Here is a 20,863-nt window from a genome sequence, read left to right as displayed (position 1 = left end):
TATGAATATACTTATTACTGCACCAAATCTTGATCCAAACAAAAATGTAAGTGGTGTATCATCTGTTGTTAACTTAATAATTAACAGTAACAGTTTACATCATTATTCCCATTATCTACTTGGAAGACCTGATAAAAAATTAACCAAATTATCTTGGCTGTATTATACTATTAAGCAAATATTATTATTCCCTTTTGCCATTAAAAAAAATAATATTGATCTTATCCATCAAAATTTGCCATTTAATTTAAACGGAGTTTTACGAGAAGTCTTTATTACTTTTTGGAGTTCTTTAATGAAAAAACCAATTTTTCTACATGTCCATGGGGGCTCATTTTTGATGGACGGGACAAAAAATATTCTTATAAACAAGATTTGTACATATATTTTAAAAAAGAGTAGTTTAATTGTTGTTTTAAGTGAAGTTGAAAAAAATTCTATTGAAAATAACTTTAATGTGAAAAATGTAAAAATATTAGTCAATTGTGTTGATACTAATATTTTCAAATTAAAAGGTAAAAAATCTTTTAATACTAAACCTAATATACTTTTCCTAGGTCGAACTCATGAGAGTAAAGGAATTCAAGATATAGTAGAAGCATTCAAACTGTTAAAGCAAAATACTGATTTTTCTTTTTCTTTATGTGGCAAAGGTCCCTTACTTGAATATTTTAAAACTGAATGTGATAAAATTCTAGGTGAAGACTTTAAGTATTATGGTGTAGTTTCAGGGGAAGATAAAATTAGTATTTTAGAAGACTCCGATTATTTTATATTACCATCCAGATATGGAGAGGGACTCCCTATAGCACTATTAGAATCAATGTCAATGGGACTTGTTCCTATTGTAACTGATGATGCCTCAATGAAGTACATTATACAAAATGAAGTAAACGGTATTATTATTCAAAAATCCAATCCTCAGGATCTATATGAAAAACTGAAAAAAATATTACTAAATATCCCGTTATCAAAAAGTATATCAGCAAATGCAGCTGAAACAATAAGAGGATCATATAATGTAAAGAATTATATTCTCAGTTTAAATTCTTTGTATTCATCCATAATTAGTTAGTATGAAATATAAAATCCGAAAATTATTAACCTACGTCATTCAGTCCCTTCGTTTTATGCTTTACAAATTTAAAGGATATGATATCCATTTTAGCACAGAAATGGAAAGAGGGTTAAATCTTGATAGGCTATGTCCAAAGGGAATTCATATTGGTAAAAACACAATTGTTGCATCACGTACCACAATTTTATCTCATAAACTGACAATGAATAAAGAATCTTATCCTTATATTCAGGTTGATACTTATATTGGAGATAATTGTTTAATAGGAGTAGGGGCAACAATTTTACCTGGAGTAAAAATAGGAAATAATTGTGTGATAGGTGCAGGTTCTGTAGTTACTAAAAACGTACCCGATAATACAATTGCTGGGGGGAATCCTGCCAAAATATTAAAAGAGAATTTCCTTTGGTCAAAGGATTTATACCTCTAATTATTTTTTATGAAAACTATAACTACATTAAACTTCAAAGTATTTTCCGATAATCTTGAATACATTTCAATCAATGATAAATCCAAAGATTGTAGGGTTATTAATACTATTAGTCCAAATTCTTATGGAATATCAACAAAGGATAAGGAATTTAAAAATGCTTTAAAAGAAACGGATTTTTTAGTCCTTGATGGAGTTTATTTTGCCTTTGCTTCCCTCTTACTTAATGGGAAGAATATAAAAAAGAACCAAGGTCCTGATGTATTCTACCATTTCATGGAAAGGTTAAATGCTGAACACAAAAAGGCATTTTTCTTAGGCTCCTCAGAGAAAACCCTTGAGATGATTAAAACAAACGCCAAATTTTCTCATCCAAACATTTTAATTGATTATTTTTCACCTCCTTTTAAAGATGAATTTTCTGAATTAGATAATCAAACTATGATATCTAAAATTAATATGTTTGAACCAGATATCCTTTTCATCGGAATGACCTGTCCAAAGCAAGAAAAATGGGCCATCAAACATAAAAAACTAATTAATGCCGGCTTAACTATATGCGTAGGCAATGTATTTGACTGGTTTGCCGGAACTCAAAAGGCTATTAAACCCATATGGTTCAAATTAAGGTTAGCTTGGTTAATAAGAATACTTATTCGGCCTGAAATATTTAAAAGAAACATAGGCAACCAATTGCTTTTTTTCTGGCATGTAATTCTAATATTTCTAAAATTAAAAAAATATGATTAAAGTAGCTCTAATTGGCCTGGGTAAAATGGGGTTATCTCATTTAGCAATCTTAGGTGCACATCCTGATGTTAAGGTATCTGCCATTTGTGATACCTCTTCAATAATTTTGAACGGATTCAAAAAATATAATCCTGACGTTAATCGATACGATGATTTCAAAAAAATGTATGAACAGGAAGATCTCGATGCCGTTTTTATTGCCACTCCAACCAAGATGCACTTTGCAATGGCAAAACCGGCAATAGAAAAAGGAATTAATATTTTTCTGGAAAAACCGTTCACCTTAACACTTGAACAGGGCATTGAACTTTCTGAACTTGCAACTAAACACGGTGTAATAAATCAGGTAGGATATCACAACCATTTCATCGGGACCTTCAGGGAAATGAAACGATTATTGACTGGAGGTATCATTGGAGAACTTTTACATTTTACGGGTGAAGCATTTGGTCCCGTAGTTGTTAAACCCAAAAGCGGATCATGGAGGGCAGTAGCAGCTGAAGGAGGAGGTTGTTTGTATGATTATGCATCACACGTATTAAATCTTATCCAGGAGGTAATTGGCTACCCTGAAAAAGTCAAAGGTACGATGCTAAAAAAATTCTACAGTAAAGAGGTCGAAGATGGTGTATTTTCTAATCTATATTTAAAAGGCGGGTTATCCGGAAATCTTTCTGTTAACTGGAGTGATGAGACTTACCGTAAAATGTCAACCAGCCTCATGGTATTCGGTTCTAAAGGGAAAATTATATGTGATGCGACTGAACTTAAAATATACCTTAAAGAAGAAAATCAATTAGAAGGGCTTCCTAAGGGTTGGACGGTAAAATATATAACGGATTTGGCTCTACCAATAAATTTTTATCTCAGAGGAGAGGAATATTCTGCCCAGATAGACTATTTTATTGCTAATGTAAAGAGTAAAATCAAAGGGGAAACAAATACATTTGAACAGGCCCTGTATACAGATAAAGTGATAGAAATGCTTATTAACGACGCAAAAAATTAAACTATGGATAAAGTACTTTTTGGAGATAATCAGTTCTTTGCTGTTAATCATTTGTCGGATGAAAAATCCAGACAGCAATCAATGCGATTTCGGGATGCAAAATCTATTATGTATGTGCTGGATCAGGCCATAGATCTGGGCATCAACACTTTTATGTGTACAACACATGATCGCATAGCGGACATAACAGATATTATGAGAAAGAATCCATCCAGATATCAGGATTTCAATATTTTCCCATGTATGCCTTACGCCCATAAATATGCGAATGCAGTAACCGAATTAGGTATGATGGGTGCGATGAAACAGTATATGCCTGGGAATATTTTTAGTGTGGCAGCAAAAGGTGGAATGGCATTTTTTAATAAAGATTACAGTAAATTTATGGAATTACTGATTGATGCTGAACTGAAAATGTTTAAAGGGATCAATACACCTGTCATATTTATTCAGAATGTTCTTGTTGATATGATTTTGGGACTTGGATTTTATGAAATATTTGCTGATTTCCATGCATATATTAAAAAGAAATATAATGCTGAAGCTGGTTTTATTACAATGAATCTTCCCAGGCTATATGATGTTCTCGAATCTCTTGGGATTGAGAATCCTGTAATTTGTGCCTCAATAAATAAGATTGGATTCAGGATGTCAGGGGGAAAAGACATTTATGAAGATTACCTAAAAAATAAAACCTTCAGGCCTGTTGCGATGCAGGTATTGGCAGCCGGAGCACTAGGACCTAAAGAAGCTATAGAATATTTAGGTCAGTTCCCAAAAATTGAATCTGTACTTTTCGGAGCAAGTTCCAAAGGACATATTGAAGAGACAAAAAATTTAATCGTCAAAAATTTACAATGAACCAACTATCATCAATCAGTATAATAGTCCCGTGTTATAATGAAGAAGCAATTATCAAAGCCAATGTTTCTGAAATTATATCTTATTTAAAGGAATCAGAATACGAAGATTGGGAAATATTAATTATTGATGACGGCAGTGCGGATAGAACTGGAGTACTAGCTGACGAATTAGCTTTAAAATGTAAAAAAATCAAAGTTGTTCATCATCCTGTTAATCTTAATTTAGGAAATGCTTTGCAGACAGGATTCAAACATGCAACAGGAGATATCTTTGTTGTTCTTGATATTGATTTAAGTTATTCTGTGGAACACATCACTAAGTTGGTTAACACACTTAAAATCACTTACGCTGACATGGTTGTTGCGTCACCCTATATGAAGGGTGGAAAAGTTACAGAAGTTCCATTTTTCAGAAGAATCATGAGTAGGTGGGTAAATCGCTTTATGAGGTTAGCTTCGCAAGAAAAGTTTTATACCTTTACCGGTATGGTAAGGGCCTATAAAAGATCATTTATACAAAGCATAAATCTAAAAACAAAAGATTATGAAGTTAATCCTGAAATTATGTATAAAGCTATGATTTTGAGAGCACGGATTGTTGAAATCCCTGCCCATCTTGATTGGTCCAAGCAAAATCAGTTTGGCGATGCGAGACAATCCGGAATTAAAGTTATAAGAGGTGTTTTCTCAGGAATAATGGCAAGCTTTATTTTTAGACCCTATATTTTTTTTCTAGCCATTGGCTTTGTCTTGATGCTTTTATCGATGTACCAACTGGTTTGGTTATTTTTTGATACGATTATTGATATGTCCATTTTCTCTGGAGAAGTTTCAAGATTTTCTCAAAGTCTCGCTCTGCAATTTTCAAAATCTCCGCATTCATTTTTAATTGGAGGTATTACACTCCTTGCATCATTACAATTTCTAGGCTTGGGGTTTATATCCCTGCAAAGTAAACGGTATTATGATGAACTATTTCATTTAGGAACATCTACTAGAAAAAAATTAAAATAATGTCACAGAAAATAGCTTTAATTACAGGTGTAACCGGACAAGACGGGGCCTATTTAGCCGAGTACCTATTGAAAAAAGATTATATCGTTCATGGCATGAAACGAAGATCTTCCTTGTTTAATACAGATCGTATTGACCATATATATCAGGATCCTCATGAGAATAACAGAAACTTTATACTTCATTATGGCGATCTAACGGACTCCATGAATATTACCCGAATCATCCAGGAGGTACAACCTGATGAAATATATAATTTGGCAGCCATGAGTCATGTGGCTGTAAGTTTCGAGACACCAGAATACACAGGAAATGCTGATGGTCTTGGGACACTCAGAATACTTGAGGCAGTTCGATTGTTAGGATTAACAGAAAAAACCCGTATTTACCAAGCTTCTACTTCGGAGCTTTATGGTTTGGTCCAAGAAGTTCCACAGAAAGAAACCACCCCTTTTTATCCTCGTTCCCCCTATGCTGTAGCCAAAATGTATGCATACTGGATAACTGTTAATTATAGGGAAGCCTATAAAATGCATGCCAGTAATGGAATATTGTTTAATCATGAATCCCCGATCAGAGGAGAAACCTTTGTTACCAGAAAAATCACAAGGGCAATCAGCCGAATTGCACTAGGCATGCAAAGTACGGTTTTTATGGGAAACCTTAGTTCCAAAAGGGATTGGGGACACGCAAAAGATTATATCAGAGCCATGCATTTAATCCTCCAGCAGGATCAACCTGATGACTATGTAATTGCAACCGGAATAACTACCAGTATCAGGGATTTTATTATTCTAGCAACAGGTGAATTAGGCTTAAAAATTGACTTTATAGGAGAAGGTAAAAATGAAAAAGGTGTTTTGAGTGGTATTGATGAGGACAAATTTGTACAAAATGTTGGCGAAGAATTTCTTAACAACATTAAAGTACGTGTTAGTAAAAACGAACATATCATTGGTGTGGATCCCAAGTATTTTAGACCAACAGAGGTAGATCTGCTTATTGGGGACCCTACGAAAGCACAGCAACAATTAGGTTGGAACCCTAAATATGACTTAAACGGATTAGTAAATGATATGATGCAGTCAGATATAAAACTTTTCAAGAAAGACGCATATTTAATTTCTGGAGGATTTAAAATATTAAATTATTTTGAGTAATTCTGAAAATAATAAAACAATTAACCTTCTTTGGACAGGTGGTTGGGATTCAACATTTCGGCTGTGTCAATTATTATTGATTAATCGCCAAAAAGTACAACCCTATTATCTTATAGATGAAGGAAGATTATCTCTTCGCAATGAGCTATTAGCTCAGAAACAAATTAAAGCTGAACTTTTCAAAAAATTTCCATTCACTAAAAAATTAATATTACCAACAAAATTTTTCACTATATCAGATCTTAAGTCAGATCCATTCATTACAAAAAAATATACTGAATTAAAACAAAAAGTTGGATTTGGCATACAATACAACTGGTTGGCTATATTTTGCAGAGATCATAATTTATATGATCTTGAATTAAGCTTTGAAAAGGCGGAAAATGGCAAGAAAGGAGACTTTTTAAGACCCCATATGGAGTCACTTATTGTAAATAATTATCCAACATTCCGAATAAAAAAAACCGCTATGGATTCTGCGCTCAACCACCTCTTTATATATTATTTATGGCCTTTATGGGAAACGTCAAGAGATGATATGATTTTTGAGTCAAAAAGATATAACTTCTTAGATATATTGAACTTAAGTTGGTTTTGCCATTCCCCTATTAAAAACAAAGCTTGTGGTGTATGTAATCCATGCAAAGATGTAGTTGAATATGGCATGAACTATAGGTTGAGCAAAAGAGCTATGTTCAGATATCATATGCGGCATTTTTCGGTTAAAAACTTAAAGCAAAAACTAACCTCAAAAGAAAAAAATGAGACCATCAGAATCTGATGCTATTAAACTTCTGTGGACAGGAGGATGGGACTCGACCTACAGATTATGTGAAATCTTGATATTATTAAAAAGAAATGTACAACCAATTTATCTCATTGACGAAGGTAGATATTCGACACGAGAAGAATTACAAGCACAAGCTGAAATAAAACTGAAACTAGGTCAAAAGTTCCCATATATAAAAGATCTTCTGTTACCTACTAGGTTTTATACTGTATCTGATATTAAAATAAGCCCGGAAATACATAAAAACTATACAGCGGTTCGCAACATAATAGGTTTAGGGTACCAATACCAATGGCTCGCAGGATTTTGTGAGCAGTATAATATATCCCACCTTGAACTAGGTTTTGAATGGACTCTGGGCAGTAGTAAACATGAATTCCTTTCAAAATATGTAATTAAAAGAAATGATGTAGACTATGAATCTTACATTCTGGATCCAATACATGAGAAGGATGCAGCTTATAATTTACTCCGTTTCTACGACTGGCCTATTTGGCTCAAAACAAGAGATAACATGGTAGAGATATCCCAAAAGTTCAACTTTTATGATATACTTCATTTAAGCTGGTTCTGCCATAAACCAATTAATGGGAAACCATGTGGAAGATGCAATCCATGCAAAGATGTAATCCACTATGGCTTTAAGTACAGGCTGGGCCAGAGAGCACTGATACGTTATAGGCTCAGAAACATATCATTATCTTCTGTTAAGAACGTATTACATCGTTATATATCTAACAATAATTAAAATGAATTTAAATAGTAAAATATATATTGCCGGGCATTTAGGACTAGTTGGTTCTGCAATAACTAAGAAACTTCGTGAAAGGGGATTTTCACATTTAATATTACGGTCAAGAGAAGAGCTCGATTTAATGGATCAAGATGCGGTAAGTAATTTTTTTCAACATGAGAAACCTGAATATGTCATTCTGGCAGCAGCCAAAGTTGGTGGTATAATTGCTAATACTACCTACAGGGCTCAATTTATATATGAAAATATACAAATTCAAAATAACGTTATCCACCAATCCTATCTAAATAAGGTGAAAAAATTATTATTTTTGGGATCGACATGCATATATCCCCAAAATGCCCCTCAACCAATGTCTGAAGAATGTTTATTAACAGATACTCTTGAGTATACAAATGAACCTTATGCAATTGCCAAAATAGCAGGTTTGAAAATGTGCGAAGCCTATAATCTGCAATATGGAACCAATTTTATTTCGGTAATGCCAACAAATCTTTATGGTCCAAATGATAATTTCAATTTGGAGACCTCACATGTCCTACCTGCAATGATTCGGAAAATTCATTTAGCAAAATGTTTTGAGAATAATGATTGGGATTTAATAAAAGATGATCTGGATAAAAGACCTATTGAAGGTATTAACGGGAGCGCCCCTGAAGATAATATCAGAAACATACTATTAAAGTATGGAATAGCCATTGATGATTTAAAAACGGTCAAATTATCTCTATGGGGTACAGGTAAACCTTTAAGGGAATTTTTATGGTCTGAGGATATGGCAGAAGCCTGCATTTTCCTTTTAGAAAACTATGATTTTAAGGATGTTATCAATTCCTTTGATCATAGTAAAACAAATAAGATTCGTAATACTCATATCAACATTGGCACTGGTAAAGAAATATCAATTATGGAACTCGCCTTTTCAATCAAGAAAAATATAGGATTTAAAGGTGAAATAGTTTGGGATAGTTCAAAACCTGATGGGACAATGAGAAAATTAACAGATCCTTCGAAGTTGCATAAATTAGGGTGGAAACACAAAACTGAATTAGCAGAAGGGATTCAATTATTATACCGTCACTACCTAAATAATTAATCTAAATACAATTAAAATATAACACGATTTTAATTGTTCGCGTATAAATCTAAAAGAGACTATACCGTAATTCTTTGAGTAATTGAAAAAATGAAAAAAAACACTCTTCTTGTTATCTTTATATCTATAGCCCATTTTTTACTTCTATTTTTCCTGGGAGAACATTGTTTTATTTGGTTAGATGAAAGCTTCTCATTATTCACTTCCGGATTATCTTTTAAAGACACTATTCACAGAGCGATTATTTTCGAAGGACAGCCACCTGTTTATTTTATGTTATTAAATCTTTGGAGGAATATCAGTACGACTTATTCTTTTGCTAGAATATTCTCCATAATGTGTACTACTATTTCCATACCTTTATTCAATAAAATAATAGGAAGCGTTGTAGAAAAAAGGAAGGGAATTTATACTGTACTTTATGCGATAAATCCAATACTAATTTGGGCTGGCCTCGAAATAAGAGTTTATGCATTAACCATATTATTAACATTGATTCTAATAATATTCTTTCAGATTATTTTTTTGGCAGAAAGAGATAATATATTTCATAAAACTTTATTTGTTATCCTTTCTATTTTATCCGTCCATACTACATACTATTTGTCATATGTACTTATTGGGTTTTCACTTTTTTTATTCTTATATAATAGAAAAAAAATTCTTGTCTACATCCAATTAATGCTAATCCCTGTTATTAGTCTAATAATATATCGCAATAATTTATTCTCCCAAATAAATATGCATATTACAAATGAGACGGGCTCAAATATCTTCTTTTTTTGGTTAAATACAATCAGATCCTTTTTCTTGCCCATTTATTCAACTAGTAATTTTTCCAGTTTAATCATTGGAATATTAGCTTTTTTTTCATTGATTCTAGCACTAATCTTGTTAATAAGTAAACTCCCAATTAAGTTATCATCATTTGAAAAATTAATTTGTACAAATATTGTATTTCTGCTTATTGCATTTTCATTTACTAGAATTATTATTGGTTACTCAAGTGTTGAGGCAAGGCATGCAATAATATTATTCCCTTTATTATTTATAAATTTAATTTGGTTAATAGAGCATACCAATAATAAGCTGTCCATTTACATAGTTATTCCATTTCTCTTATTGTTTTATATTTTGAATATCAAAAATAATCCACCATATCTGGATAAAGAATATTTATTAGTCAAAATAGATAATTATTTGCATGAAAAGAATCGAAATAATCATCCTATTCTATTTTATAGAGGCGAGGTAAGAAATATATATTATTATTTAAATACTGACACAAATATATATTCATTTCCAATGACAATACCTCTTGATATTCCATATAACCATAAGGATTGGTTTATTAAAAATAAAGAGCAAGTCGAAAATAGGTTCAATCAATTTAATTATTCAGATACTTTGTGGTTTGTGGATAATTCACTTCAAACAGAAGCCCGTAAGTACCTAGAAAAAAAATTTGGCACAAAATTAAACTATGATGTTTTGAATGGATTCATAAGCGAAAATTATTACGAATTGTCAGATACATCTTTTGGTAAAAAATACAGAGTACGAGAACTTATCAAAACCACAAACTAAGATGTGCGGCATTGTTGGGATATTAAATAAGTCAAATATGCCGGTTCAGGAGAGCATACTTCGGAAAATGGCTGACAAAATAGCGCACCGAGGTCCGGATGATGAGGGGTTTTATATCTCCAACAATGTTGGTCTGGGGCATAAAAGGTTATCCATAATTGACCTTAATAGCGGACATCAACCTATGACATCATTGGATCATACAATAATTTTCAATGGTGAAATATATAATTATATTGAGCTTAGGGAGTCACTTAAATATAAAGGTTATCGGTTTGAAACAGATTCTGATACTGAAGTGATTTTGAAAATGTTTGAGGAATACGGTACAGATTGTCTGAATTACCTTAATGGCATGTTTGCTTTCGTTATTTATGATAAAAGCAGGTCGACATTATTTATTGCCCGGGACCATTTTGGGATAAAGCCGCTATATTACTATAATTCAAAAGAATATTTTCTTTTTGGTTCAGAAATTAAAGCCTTGTTGACCCATCCTGCTGTCAAAGCAGAACCGAATTACAATTCGTTGCAGGAGTATCTGACATTTCAATTTGTAATGGGGCAAAATACAATGTTTGAGGACATTTATAAAATACTTCCTGGACATTATATGATAATGAACCTGCAAAATTATTCCGCGAACCAGGTTTCTTACTGGGAACCTGATTTTCAGGTTGACAAACATCACACTGAATTGTATTTCGTTGAGGAACTCAGAAGTCTTCTCGAGGATACCATAAAAATTCAATTGAGAAGTGACGTTCCATTGGGAACATATCTGAGCGGTGGTATGGACTCATCAATTGTTACACTTCTGGCTTCAAAATATTATCCCGGAAGGCTAAAAACGTTTACAGGAGCATTTAAAGAAGGAAAGGATTTTGATGAAACATCTTTTGCCAAAGATGTTTCAAAAGCTGTTAATGGTAAATATTACGAGACCTTCCCTACTCAAAATGATTTCACAGATACATTACATAAATTAATCTATCAGTTAGATGAACCAGTGGCCGGTCCCGGGATATTTCCTCAATACATGGTTTCAAAGCTTGCGAAAGAAAATGTTACTGTTGTACTGGGTGGACAGGGAGGAGACGAGATCTTTGGTGGCTATGCACGATATATGATTGCATATTTTGAACAGGCCGTTAAAGGGGCTATGTTTGAATCAACAGAAGAAGGTGAGCATATTGTATCACTGGAATCAATCATCCCGAATCTGCCTTATATCCACAGATATGTCCCGATGATGCGTGAGTTTTGGGAAAAAGGAGCTTTTGAGCCTATGGATCGAAGGTATTTTCATCTGTTAGACAGAAGTGGAAGCAGTTTATCATATTTCACAAAAGATTTTCAGCAAACCTTTAATAAGGAATCAGTATTTGAACGATTCCAGGAAATATTTAATCACCCTGAGACCCAATCCTATTATAATAAAATGACCCATTTTGACATGTTTGGCAGTCTTCTGGGACTTCTTCAGGTTGAAGACAGGGTTAGCATGTCTGTTTCTTTGGAATCGAGAGTACCTCTACTTGACAGAAGAATTGTTGATTTAGTTGCCAAGATGCCTCCTTCCATGAAATATAAAGGGGCTGGAATGAAGTATTTATTAAAGAAAGCAACACGCGATATATTACCTGAATCTATTTTAAACAGAAAAGATAAGATGGGCTTCCCTGTTCCGCTACACTTATGGGCAAAAAATGGCGCTTCAAACTTTATACGTGATATTTTGCTGTCTAAGAAAAGTAGAGAGCGAGGAATTTTTAATCATTCCAATATTGAAGATTTAATTGCATCTGAACGATCATTTGGGAGGTCACTTTGGGGACTACTATCACTTGAATTATGGTTTAATAACTATATTGATAATTGAAAGAGAGAAAGTACCTTTATTTACTGTTTTGTTGAATTAAATTTCTGAGAGAACACAATTAACGCTAATCTATTTTACTTAATAATAATTTTATGAAAGACTGGAATGTTGAAAAAATAGGAGTTGTAGGTCCTGGTATCGTAGGTATGCCCATGGCAGCTCTTCTTGCTAATGCAAAAATAAAAATAGGGAATAGTTCACCTGCAAAAGTTGTTGTAATCCAACGTAACTCTAAAAATTCCGGGTGGAAAGTTGATGCCATTAATTCCGGAAAATCAGTTATTGGAGGGATAGAACCAGGATTAAATGATATTGTAGAAAAAAGTGTCAAAGAAGGTATTTTGAGTGCTTCGCATGACTTTAATGATATCGCAGATGCTGATGTGATTCTGGTTTCAATACAAACAGATAAGAAAGGTCTTGAACCGGATTACGGCCCAATGTTTGGAGGATTAACCAGTCTGGCCGAAGCACTCCAAAACAAACCTGCACATAAAAAGCCAATTATTGTTTTTGAATCTACATTAGCGCCATCATCCATGATGACTGTTATGAAGGATCACTTTGCAAAATTTGGATTAATTGAAGGGAAAGATATTTTATTGGGAAACAGTCCTAACCGTGTTATGCCGGGTAGATTGGTAGAACGTGTTGCAGCCTCAGATAAATTAATCGGAGGTCTACAACCGGAAACGCCTCAAATGATTAAAGAAATTTATTCGCACATCGTAAAAGAGGGTACCTTATTTACTACAAACAGCCTTACTGCAGAGATAGAAAAAACACTTGAAAATGCGTATAGAGACGTAAGAATTGCTTTCTCTGCGGAGATTGTAAGATATTGCGACGATCACAATATAGACTTTTTCAGGTTGCGGGATAAAATTAATGAACGCCTTTCTCAATCCGATAATGCCACTACAGATCCAAATGCAGTTCCTTCAGGCGGTTTATTGATTCCAATGATTGGTGTTGGAGGACATTGTCTGCCCAAAGACGGCATACTTCTCTGGTGGAGAAAAATTGAAAAAGAACAGAATACAACTAATAGTCTGATTGTGGGTTCAAGAGCCATAAACGATGAAGCACCTCAAAAAAGTATAGAACTCGCAGAAAGAACATTTGGATCATTAGATGATAAAAAAATAGCTCTTTTAGGTGCCGCTTATCGCTTTAATTCTGAGGATACAAGGAATTCTCCCACACTTGAACTTGCTAAATTGCTGATCGAAAAAGGTTGTGATGTAAAAATACATGATCCATTTGTAAAGCCTGATGATCAAAACATTATGAAATACGGATTCGACAGCATTTTTACAAATGACTTTAATGCGGTATTAAATAATACCGACTATATATTTCTATGTACTTCGCATAAATATTATATGGACGATTCTGAAAAAATAATTCATAATAAGACTATTAAAGGAGTTTTTGACGGATGCAATATATACCATTCTGATACGGTCAGCAAAATTGAAGTACCTTATTGCGGCATAGGAAGAGGTGTGGAAGAGCCATCCGATGAATTTACTCAATTTGTTTATGATAGCTTTATGGCTTGTGAAAAAGGTGTGGCAAATGAGGTAAAATCTTTGATAGAATTTTTCAACGGGAACTACGCTCAAACTGATTTCAATAAAGCTAAATTTGAAGATGTACAACATCTCGCCTCGACATGTTCAACTGGTTGTGAAATTGTTAATCCTGGTCAAATTGAAAAGATTTATTCCTATAACGGATTTCAGTCAAAACTTGTAGAGTATGCATTTAATGCGCAAATTTTACCTGTAAACGAAACATTATAGTTACCACCACTCCCAATCACCTCCTGGTCAACAGGAGGAATAAAAGGAGAAAATCCTGGTTATGAAACAAAAAACTTTTGGAATAATTGGAGGAGGAATGTTAGGTATGACCCTTGCATTCCGTCTTTCTCAAAAAGGTTATAAAGTCACCCTGTTTGACGCAGCTCCCAACTTCGGAGGCCTGGCAAGTGCCTGGAATATTGATGGAATTACATGGGATAAATTCTACCATGTTATTCTTTTGTCTGATACCTATACCAGAAATCTTTTAAAAGATCTGAATCTTGAAAACGAAATGAGATGGGTAGAAACAAAAACCGGTTTTTATACAGAGGGGAAATTGTATTCGATGTCGAATACGTTCGAATTCTTAAAATTCCCTCCTCTTAATCTGCTGGATAAGCTGAGATTAGGCGGAACTATTTTCTACACTTCAAAACTTAAAAACTGGAAAAGACTTGAGAGAATAACAGTCGAAAAGTTTCTCAAACGCCTATCCGGTAAAAATACGTTTGAAAAGATCTGGCTTCCTCTATTACGTGCAAAATTGGGTGACACCTATAAAAAAACATCTGCAGCATTTATATGGGCAACTATACAACGTATGTATTCAGCCAGAAAAAGCGGCTTGAAAAAGGAAATGTTTGGTTATTTACCGGGTGGCTACGCAAGAATACTTGATGTCTTTATCACAAGGTTAAAAGCAGAAAATATTGAGCTAAAATCAGGATTTAAAGCTAAATCTATTTACAGAGACGATGATCAGGTGAACATTGAATTTACCGACGGTTCAAACTATAAATTTGACAATATTATTAATACAATTTCATCTTCGTTCATTCCCGGAATGGTGCCGGATTTAACTGATGAAGAAATTCAAAAACATAGTGATATTGAATATCTTGGGGTAATTTGTCCAAATGTAATTCTTAAAAAAGCTATATCACCTTACTACGTGACCAACATTACAGATTCGGGTGTTCCTTTCACTGGTGTTATTGAAATGACAGCTCTGGTAGATAAAAGAGATCTTAATAATAAACATCTAATATACTTGCCAAAATATTTACAATCTAATGACCCATATTTTGAAAAGACGGACAAAGAGATTTCAGATAAGTTTTTAGATTATTTATTAAAAATGTACCCGCACCTGCATCTCAACGACGTTGAACATGTAGAAATTGCCAGAGCCAGAAATGTATTTGCATTGAATAAAATAGGATATTCAAACAGTCTTCCTCCTGTAGAATCATCTGTAAAAGGTCTGTACTTGTTAAATTCCGCTCATATTACCAATGGGACATTAAATATTAATGAGACTATACAATTAGCAGAAAATAAATTAAGTGCCATCCTTTCTGGTATTAATGATGTAGAATAATAATTAATACCCTGATTAATTTTACTTCATTAAAAGAGATTGGTAAATAAATTTCGGATTCAGACAAAAAAGGATTGTTGTATTAAAATTCAATGTGAACTAAAAGCAATGTCTACCAACAAAATATCCTTACGATTTAATACAAAACTTATTCTACTTTATTTTTAAACAAGTGTAGCGTGTATTACGAAGAATACTCAAGAGGATTTAGTTTTAATATTTCAAAATATTTTGCAGAAGGCGAAAATATTATCAGGAATGGCGAATATTATGCCGGAATTCTTAATAAATATACTAACCCAGGCAAAATGCTTGATATTGGTGCTGCCGGAGGATTTTTTATGCAGGGTTTTTCAAACAACCGATGGGACGTTATCGGAATAGAATCAGACAAGAACATGACTGATTTCGGAATCAGAGAATTAAACCTAAGAATAATAAACTCTTGTTTCGAAATTTTTGATGTAAAGGGGAAGTATGATCTGATCTCCTTTATTCAGCCTGTCTCTCAATTTTTCAATTTGAAAAGTGCAATCTCCAAAATGTACAATATTATAAATCCAAACGGTTACGTACTCATTGAGAACTGGAATCTTGACAGATTTATTAATGGACATCTCAATGATATCGAAATCGATTCACACAATGATAACTTTCTGGGTTGGTTATCTCAGTCCACGCTGACCGAGAGCTTCTCTAATTCAGGTTTTAGTCTGATTGAAACCGGGTATACCAATAGTAATATCATGATTGATGTTGCTATTAATCTGCTGGAGAGGCACCATTCTGATAATGACTATATGCTCCGGTTAAAAGAAATGATAAGCCAAACTTTAAGCAAACCGTTTCAAACGTATGAAATAAACATTTCATGGAACCTTTTTCAAAAGATGAGTAATGATTTCACTACACCATAATCCATTATCTGCAGTTTCACAAAATCAGGAACATAAAAATGGAGAACGTGGCAACATTAAAACTCTTCAACATTAAAACATTCTAACATTGAAACACTCTGACAGTAATAAAAAACCAATAGCCAGTATATCTCTTGATCTGGATAACCAGTGGTCTTATATGAAGATACACGGGGATAAAGGATGGGAAGATTTTCCTACCTATTTGGACATTTTCATTCCGCATGTTTTAAAGGTTCTTGATGATCTCAATTTAAAGATCACGTTTTTTATCGTTGGACAGGATGCGATATTACCCAAAAATGAAAAATATCTAAAGATGATCACTGACCGTGGGCATGAAGTTGGCAACCACTCCTTTCATCACGAATCCTGGTTACATAAATACTCCAAAGAAGAGATCAGAAATGAATTGGTAAAAGCGGAAAAAGCAATAATACAAGCTACAGGAGAAAAACCGATTGGTTTCAGAGGACCCGGATTTAGCTGGAGTAATGATGTACTTGAAGTATTGAATGAAATGGGCTATATCTATGACGCTTCAACGCTTCCAACCTGGATTGGACCTTTTGCCAGACGGTATTATTTTATGACGGCTAAACTAACGAAAGAAGAAAAAAAGGACAGAAGTGACCTTTTTGGAAATCTGAAAGATGGATTCTATAAATTAAAACCTCACACCAAACATTTAGATAGCGGTAAGGAAATACTGGAGATACCGGTAACAACCATTCCATTTATAAAAGTTCCATTTCATTTGAGTTACCTGTTATATTTGAGTGGAATATCCAAAGCATTAATGCGATTGTATTTAAATATCGCTTTAATCTTGTGCAAAATAACAGGGACCCGACCCAGCTTTCTGCTTCATCCATTGGACCTCATAGGTGGTGATCAGATTAAACAACTAGCCTTTTTCCCTGGGATGAATATTTCCAGTGATGTTAAAGTAGATGTTTTTAAGGAAGTTATTCTGAAACTTGGCAAGCATTTTTCCCTTGAAAATATGAGTAATCATGCCATAACAGAGTTAAATGATTAGCATTAAGGAGCGTTACAAAAAACTTGAATGGATAACAGTTGCCAAAGCAATTGCAATTCTTGGTATCATATTGAACCATTTTGTTGAGGCATTAGGGTCCTACAACTGGTTCACAAATCCATCAGATAACTGGCCCGACCTGGCGACCAGATTGGGGAATATTCTGCCACAAGGACAGTTCCTTATTGAAAGAATCTTTTATCTCCTGGGATGGCTTGGAGATAACTTCGTAGGTGTCTTTATTCTTTTAAGTGGTTTATTACTGACGCTTTCAAGCCTTAGCAAACCACAGTTTCTGGTGTCAGATTTTTACAGGAAAAGGCTATTACGAATTTTCCCGGTTTATATCAGTATACATTTGATCGTTATATTTGGATCTTTGTTTTTTAAAAACAAGGCAATAGATGTAGGATCCCCTGATGTCCTGTTAAGTTTATTAGGCCTACGATTTTCAGAATCGCTTTTTTACTTTATTAATCCTTCGTGGTGGTTTATAACATTAATTCTGCAATTGTACGTCATATTTCCTGCTTTATTTATACTGCTAAGGCGAACAAAACCATTAATATTCCTAATGATTACAATCGGATTTACGATGCTGTCAAGACTTGTTGGAATTCTTGGATATTACCCCTTTGGTAACATGTACATGTGGATGAACGGTTCATTCTTCGGAACACGTTTAGCGGAATTTGCCATTGGAATGTTTATTGGACAATATATTGCCTCAGGTAAAGCATTACCCCAAGCTACATCCATATTATCAATGTCGATATTGAGTTATGTGCTTGGGTTTATAGGCTCAATATTTGTCGCTACAACACTCTTTTCAAACTTCTTAATAGCATTTGGCTTAACTGGTTTATGCTATTCCTTTTATGTATTTATATCAAAAAGATTTAGGACTCTGAATAAAATGCTTATTTGGATAGGAACATATTCATTCTCCATTTATTTAACCCACCAAATGGCTTTTGTCTGGGCTTATACTTTTAATACCCCTGAATCAATGATCATTGCAACAGTCCTAGTGTTTGTACTAATTATCGCCACTGGTATCTTTGTCGAATCACACATAACATCTCTGCGTCTTCCTCGTATAAATATAAAATCTCGTTTTACCTTATTTATGTTTATAATTTACTACTGTTTCTTAATACTTCTGTTCTATTTTCTTGAACCAAGAATTCAAACTTCTTATCAAACAGATATTTTTAATGCCTTTCTGGGAATAAACGGAATATTATTAATCTCAGTTATTAACCAAAATAAAGGAAACTACAAACTGGCTAATAACATTACAATTGCTTCATTTGTAACTATTTTCTATTCTTTGTTTTTTGTGGCTCCAGGGAATGGGAAAGCTATTTCTCTTTTTTTAATTCTAATCCTGCTAATTCTTTTAGTTCCTGGGAAAACACGAAATATCTGGACAAACAGTATAGTAAGTACTCTAATAGCGATTTTTATAATTGTAGGTGCAGAAAGTTGGATCAAAAAAAATTATCCGCTTGAAGCCGGATCTTGGGGAGAGCTTCCTGCACTGGAGGTTAATCCAACAAGAACATATAGTCTGATCCCAAACAAAGAAACACACCTGAAATATAATAACTATGATTATATACTAAAAACAAATTCGATGGGATTGGCATTCCCTGAAGAATTATTAAATCGAACTAAGGACAGTACATATCAAAATATTATTGTTCTGGGTGATGCATTTACCATGCCCGAAGCATTTGAATATGAGAACAGCTATGTTGGGTTATTGCAAAACAAACTGGATAGTACAGGTCTTAATTATAACATAATAAATGCTGGTGTAACTGGATATTGCCCTAATGAAGAGTTGGCACAGTTAAAAGAGTTAATACCTATAATTAAACCTTCGAAGGTGATTCTACAGTTCTTCGCCAATGAATTTATTGAAATTAATTTTACTCCGAAAGAACGATTATCCGAAATTGGTTTAATTTCAGAATCAGAAAATAGAGAAATAAAAAAATTAAACTTCCCTCAGTTAAGAGCCAATATTAACAATTCTATTTCAAAAATAAAAAAAATTGTAGACCCGTCATTCATCCCTCCATATAACTTTAGAAAATCATTCATGTTTCTTTATGAAGATACAGACTATTCCTACTATGCTGATTCTACATTATACAAAATTGCATTAGTACTAAAAAAAATGGATAACCTTTGTAAAAATATAAATGCTGAATTCTTAGTCTTATACACTCCATCTCAAATAGAAATATCCAAACCGCAAGATATAACTTTCTTCCCTTTCAATAATAGTAATGAATTAAACAATTTTAATCTTAATAAACCATTCCAAAAATTAGAAGAAATTTGTCAACAAAATAATATCCATCTCTATAATTTAAAACCAGTCCTTAAAGAGTATCCTAACCAGCTCCTATATTTTAAAAACTCCTGGCACTGGAATGAAAATGGTCACATCATTATTTCACGTGATTTATATAAACTATTATTCCCCTCTCAAACTCCCCCCTAAAGTAGAAATTAATTATACTTGTTAATAAATAACAAGAAGCATGGGCTCGAATCATTCTTTGAACACTCGAAATTCAAGTTGGTAATACACTGAGAGTTATCGGAACAATACAAGAAGAATTTTATAAAATGGTATCTACATTTTAGAAATTCTTCGAATCCCAGTTTTTCTAAGCCATAAGCAAAACGAATCAGAGAAACCTTCTATCACAACCAATTAAAGGCTCTTGTTCCAATTGGTAGAACCTGATATAATGGACAAAAATAGTTGGTAAAAACTTCTAAATTGTCAGTATTATCAATATTTAGAGAGAAGTTAATTGAAACACGTTTCAATTAACTTTTTTTGTTTTAAAAAGATGCCCAAAAAGTCGTGCTGGGCATGTGGTAGTTTGGATGTTATTCGCTGGGGGTTTCAATCAGGTAAGCAGCGATTTTTATGCAAAAATTGTGGTACTTATTTTACCAGAATCAACAAGGGAGTATCTGCATCTAATCGTTTTATATGGTTTCGGAACTTGTTTCTCCAAAAGCAAACACAGGAAATCATCTCAGCTGAAGGTGGGTATTCTGTGCGGACATTGAAGCGATACTTTGACGGATATTTATCATCGAACCCCAGGTTTTCTAAGCCATAAGCAAAAGGAATAAGAAAAGACTTCCATCACAAACGATGAAAGGCTCTTATTCCAATTGGCAAACCTTATTGCTGACAGGTTGCTCCTCCGCAGAGCCTGTTTCCTCTTTGGGTTTGTTCTCGTATTTTACAAATAATTTTTATC

General features: G+C 33.5%; 18 protein-coding genes. All 18 read left to right on the top strand.

What is annotated here, in order from left to right; translation table 11 throughout:
• The first annotated feature begins 1 nt into the window (after position 1).
• The 18 genes from ACE01N_RS02585 (at position 2) to ACE01N_RS20675 (ending at position 20,719) form a co-directional block, all read left to right on the top strand.
• Positions 2-1,075 (top strand): glycosyltransferase family 4 protein, encoded by a 1,074-nt coding sequence (locus ACE01N_RS02585; protein WP_380584509.1) that lies wholly within the window; start codon positions 2-4, stop codon positions 1,073-1,075.
• Position 1,076: 1 nt separating this feature from the next.
• A complete protein-coding gene (locus ACE01N_RS02580) occupies positions 1,077-1,508 on the top strand; it encodes an acyltransferase (RefSeq protein WP_380584507.1) in 432 nt (143 codons plus the stop codon).
• 9 nt (positions 1,509-1,517) lie between these two features.
• Entirely contained in the window at positions 1,518-2,258 is a 741-nt protein-coding gene (locus ACE01N_RS02575; RefSeq protein WP_380584505.1) for a WecB/TagA/CpsF family glycosyltransferase, read from the top strand.
• Complete coding sequence (locus tag ACE01N_RS02570) at positions 2,251-3,267, top strand: Gfo/Idh/MocA family protein (protein WP_380584503.1); 1,017 nt, start codon at positions 2,251-2,253, stop codon at positions 3,265-3,267. The genes ACE01N_RS02575 and ACE01N_RS02570 overlap by 8 nt, the downstream gene beginning before the upstream one ends.
• A 3-nt stretch (positions 3,268-3,270) precedes the next feature.
• Positions 3,271-4,128, top strand: a complete 858-nt coding sequence (locus ACE01N_RS02565; protein ID WP_380584501.1) for a hypothetical protein — start codon at positions 3,271-3,273, stop codon at positions 4,126-4,128.
• Entirely contained in the window at positions 4,125-5,144 is a 1,020-nt protein-coding gene (locus ACE01N_RS02560; RefSeq protein ID WP_380584499.1) for a glycosyltransferase family 2 protein, read from the top strand. Before ACE01N_RS02565 ends, ACE01N_RS02560 begins: the two co-directional genes overlap by 4 nt.
• Positions 5,144-6,304: a GDP-mannose 4,6-dehydratase gene (gene gmd / locus ACE01N_RS02555; RefSeq protein WP_380584497.1), complete on the top strand. Its 1,161-nt coding sequence runs from the start codon at positions 5,144-5,146 to the stop codon at positions 6,302-6,304. Before ACE01N_RS02560 ends, gmd begins: the two co-directional genes overlap by 1 nt.
• Positions 6,297-7,085, top strand: coding sequence for a hypothetical protein (locus ACE01N_RS02550; protein ID WP_380584495.1), 789 nt, complete (start codon positions 6,297-6,299; stop codon positions 7,083-7,085). Before gmd ends, ACE01N_RS02550 begins: the two co-directional genes overlap by 8 nt.
• A complete protein-coding gene (locus ACE01N_RS02545) occupies positions 7,066-7,842 on the top strand; it encodes a hypothetical protein (protein ID WP_380584493.1) in 777 nt (258 codons plus the stop codon). Before ACE01N_RS02550 ends, ACE01N_RS02545 begins: the two co-directional genes overlap by 20 nt.
• Position 7,843: 1 nt before the next feature.
• Positions 7,844-8,944, top strand: a complete 1,101-nt coding sequence (locus ACE01N_RS02540; protein WP_380584491.1) for a GDP-L-fucose synthase family protein — start codon at positions 7,844-7,846, stop codon at positions 8,942-8,944.
• A gap of 90 nt (positions 8,945-9,034) precedes the next feature.
• Positions 9,035-10,531 carry a hypothetical protein gene (locus ACE01N_RS02535; protein ID WP_380584489.1) on the top strand — a complete coding sequence of 499 codons (1,497 nt, stop codon included), beginning with the start codon at positions 9,035-9,037 and terminating at the stop codon, positions 10,529-10,531.
• 1 nt (position 10,532) lies between these two features.
• Positions 10,533-12,413 (top strand): asparagine synthase (glutamine-hydrolyzing), encoded by a 1,881-nt coding sequence (asnB, locus tag ACE01N_RS02530; RefSeq protein ID WP_380584487.1) that lies wholly within the window; start codon positions 10,533-10,535, stop codon positions 12,411-12,413.
• 92 nt (positions 12,414-12,505) lie between these two features.
• A complete protein-coding gene (locus ACE01N_RS02525; protein WP_380584485.1) occupies positions 12,506-14,221 on the top strand; it encodes a nucleotide sugar dehydrogenase in 1,716 nt (571 codons plus the stop codon).
• A gap of 61 nt (positions 14,222-14,282) precedes the next feature.
• On the top strand, positions 14,283-15,605 hold the full coding sequence (locus ACE01N_RS02520) for an NAD(P)/FAD-dependent oxidoreductase (RefSeq protein WP_380584483.1): 1,323 nt from the start codon (positions 14,283-14,285) through the stop codon (positions 15,603-15,605).
• A gap of 179 nt (positions 15,606-15,784) precedes the next feature.
• Positions 15,785-16,522, top strand: coding sequence for a methyltransferase domain-containing protein (locus tag ACE01N_RS02515; protein WP_380584481.1), 738 nt, complete (start codon positions 15,785-15,787; stop codon positions 16,520-16,522).
• 88 nt (positions 16,523-16,610) lie between these two features.
• Positions 16,611-17,564 (top strand): polysaccharide deacetylase family protein, encoded by a 954-nt coding sequence (locus tag ACE01N_RS02510; protein ID WP_380584479.1) that lies wholly within the window; start codon positions 16,611-16,613, stop codon positions 17,562-17,564.
• On the top strand, positions 17,557-20,082 hold the full coding sequence (locus tag ACE01N_RS02505; protein WP_380584477.1) for an acyltransferase family protein: 2,526 nt from the start codon (positions 17,557-17,559) through the stop codon (positions 20,080-20,082). Before ACE01N_RS02510 ends, ACE01N_RS02505 begins: the two co-directional genes overlap by 8 nt.
• Positions 20,083-20,440: 358 nt before the next feature.
• Positions 20,441-20,719 carry an IS1/IS1595 family N-terminal zinc-binding domain-containing protein gene (locus tag ACE01N_RS20675; RefSeq protein WP_438826940.1) on the top strand — a complete coding sequence of 93 codons (279 nt, stop codon included), beginning with the start codon at positions 20,441-20,443 and terminating at the stop codon, positions 20,717-20,719.
• Positions 20,720-20,863: the final 144 nt, after the last annotated feature.

The organism is Quyinboa ferrireducens (genome assembly GCF_042436675.1).
Lineage (GTDB): Bacteria > Bacteroidota > Bacteroidia > Bacteroidales > UBA5342 > JBHJHP01.
The sequence above is the reverse complement of the archived record's forward strand: the minus strand, read 5'-3'. Positions and strand labels throughout refer to the sequence as shown.

Coding starts and splice junctions, on each gene's coding strand:
- ACE01N_RS02525 (WP_380584485.1), top strand. CDS start 12,506: ATGAAAGACTGGAATGTTGAAAAAATAGGAGTTGTAGGTCCTGGTATC.
- gmd (WP_380584497.1), top strand. CDS start 5,144: ATGTCACAGAAAATAGCTTTAATTACAGGTGTAACCGGACAAGACGGG.
- ACE01N_RS02535 (WP_380584489.1), top strand. CDS start 9,035: ATGAAAAAAAACACTCTTCTTGTTATCTTTATATCTATAGCCCATTTT.
- ACE01N_RS02540 (WP_380584491.1), top strand. CDS start 7,844: ATGAATTTAAATAGTAAAATATATATTGCCGGGCATTTAGGACTAGTT.
- ACE01N_RS02570 (WP_380584503.1), top strand. CDS start 2,251: ATGATTAAAGTAGCTCTAATTGGCCTGGGTAAAATGGGGTTATCTCAT.
- ACE01N_RS02575 (WP_380584505.1), top strand. CDS start 1,518: ATGAAAACTATAACTACATTAAACTTCAAAGTATTTTCCGATAATCTT.
- ACE01N_RS02545 (WP_380584493.1), top strand. CDS start 7,066: ATGAGACCATCAGAATCTGATGCTATTAAACTTCTGTGGACAGGAGGA.
- ACE01N_RS02585 (WP_380584509.1), top strand. CDS start 2: ATGAATATACTTATTACTGCACCAAATCTTGATCCAAACAAAAATGTA.
- ACE01N_RS20675 (WP_438826940.1), top strand. CDS start 20,441: ATGCCCAAAAAGTCGTGCTGGGCATGTGGTAGTTTGGATGTTATTCGC.
- asnB (WP_380584487.1), top strand. CDS start 10,533: ATGTGCGGCATTGTTGGGATATTAAATAAGTCAAATATGCCGGTTCAG.
- ACE01N_RS02565 (WP_380584501.1), top strand. CDS start 3,271: ATGGATAAAGTACTTTTTGGAGATAATCAGTTCTTTGCTGTTAATCAT.
- ACE01N_RS02580 (WP_380584507.1), top strand. CDS start 1,077: ATGAAATATAAAATCCGAAAATTATTAACCTACGTCATTCAGTCCCTT.
- ACE01N_RS02505 (WP_380584477.1), top strand. CDS start 17,557: ATGATTAGCATTAAGGAGCGTTACAAAAAACTTGAATGGATAACAGTT.
- ACE01N_RS02520 (WP_380584483.1), top strand. CDS start 14,283: ATGAAACAAAAAACTTTTGGAATAATTGGAGGAGGAATGTTAGGTATG.
- ACE01N_RS02560 (WP_380584499.1), top strand. CDS start 4,125: ATGAACCAACTATCATCAATCAGTATAATAGTCCCGTGTTATAATGAA.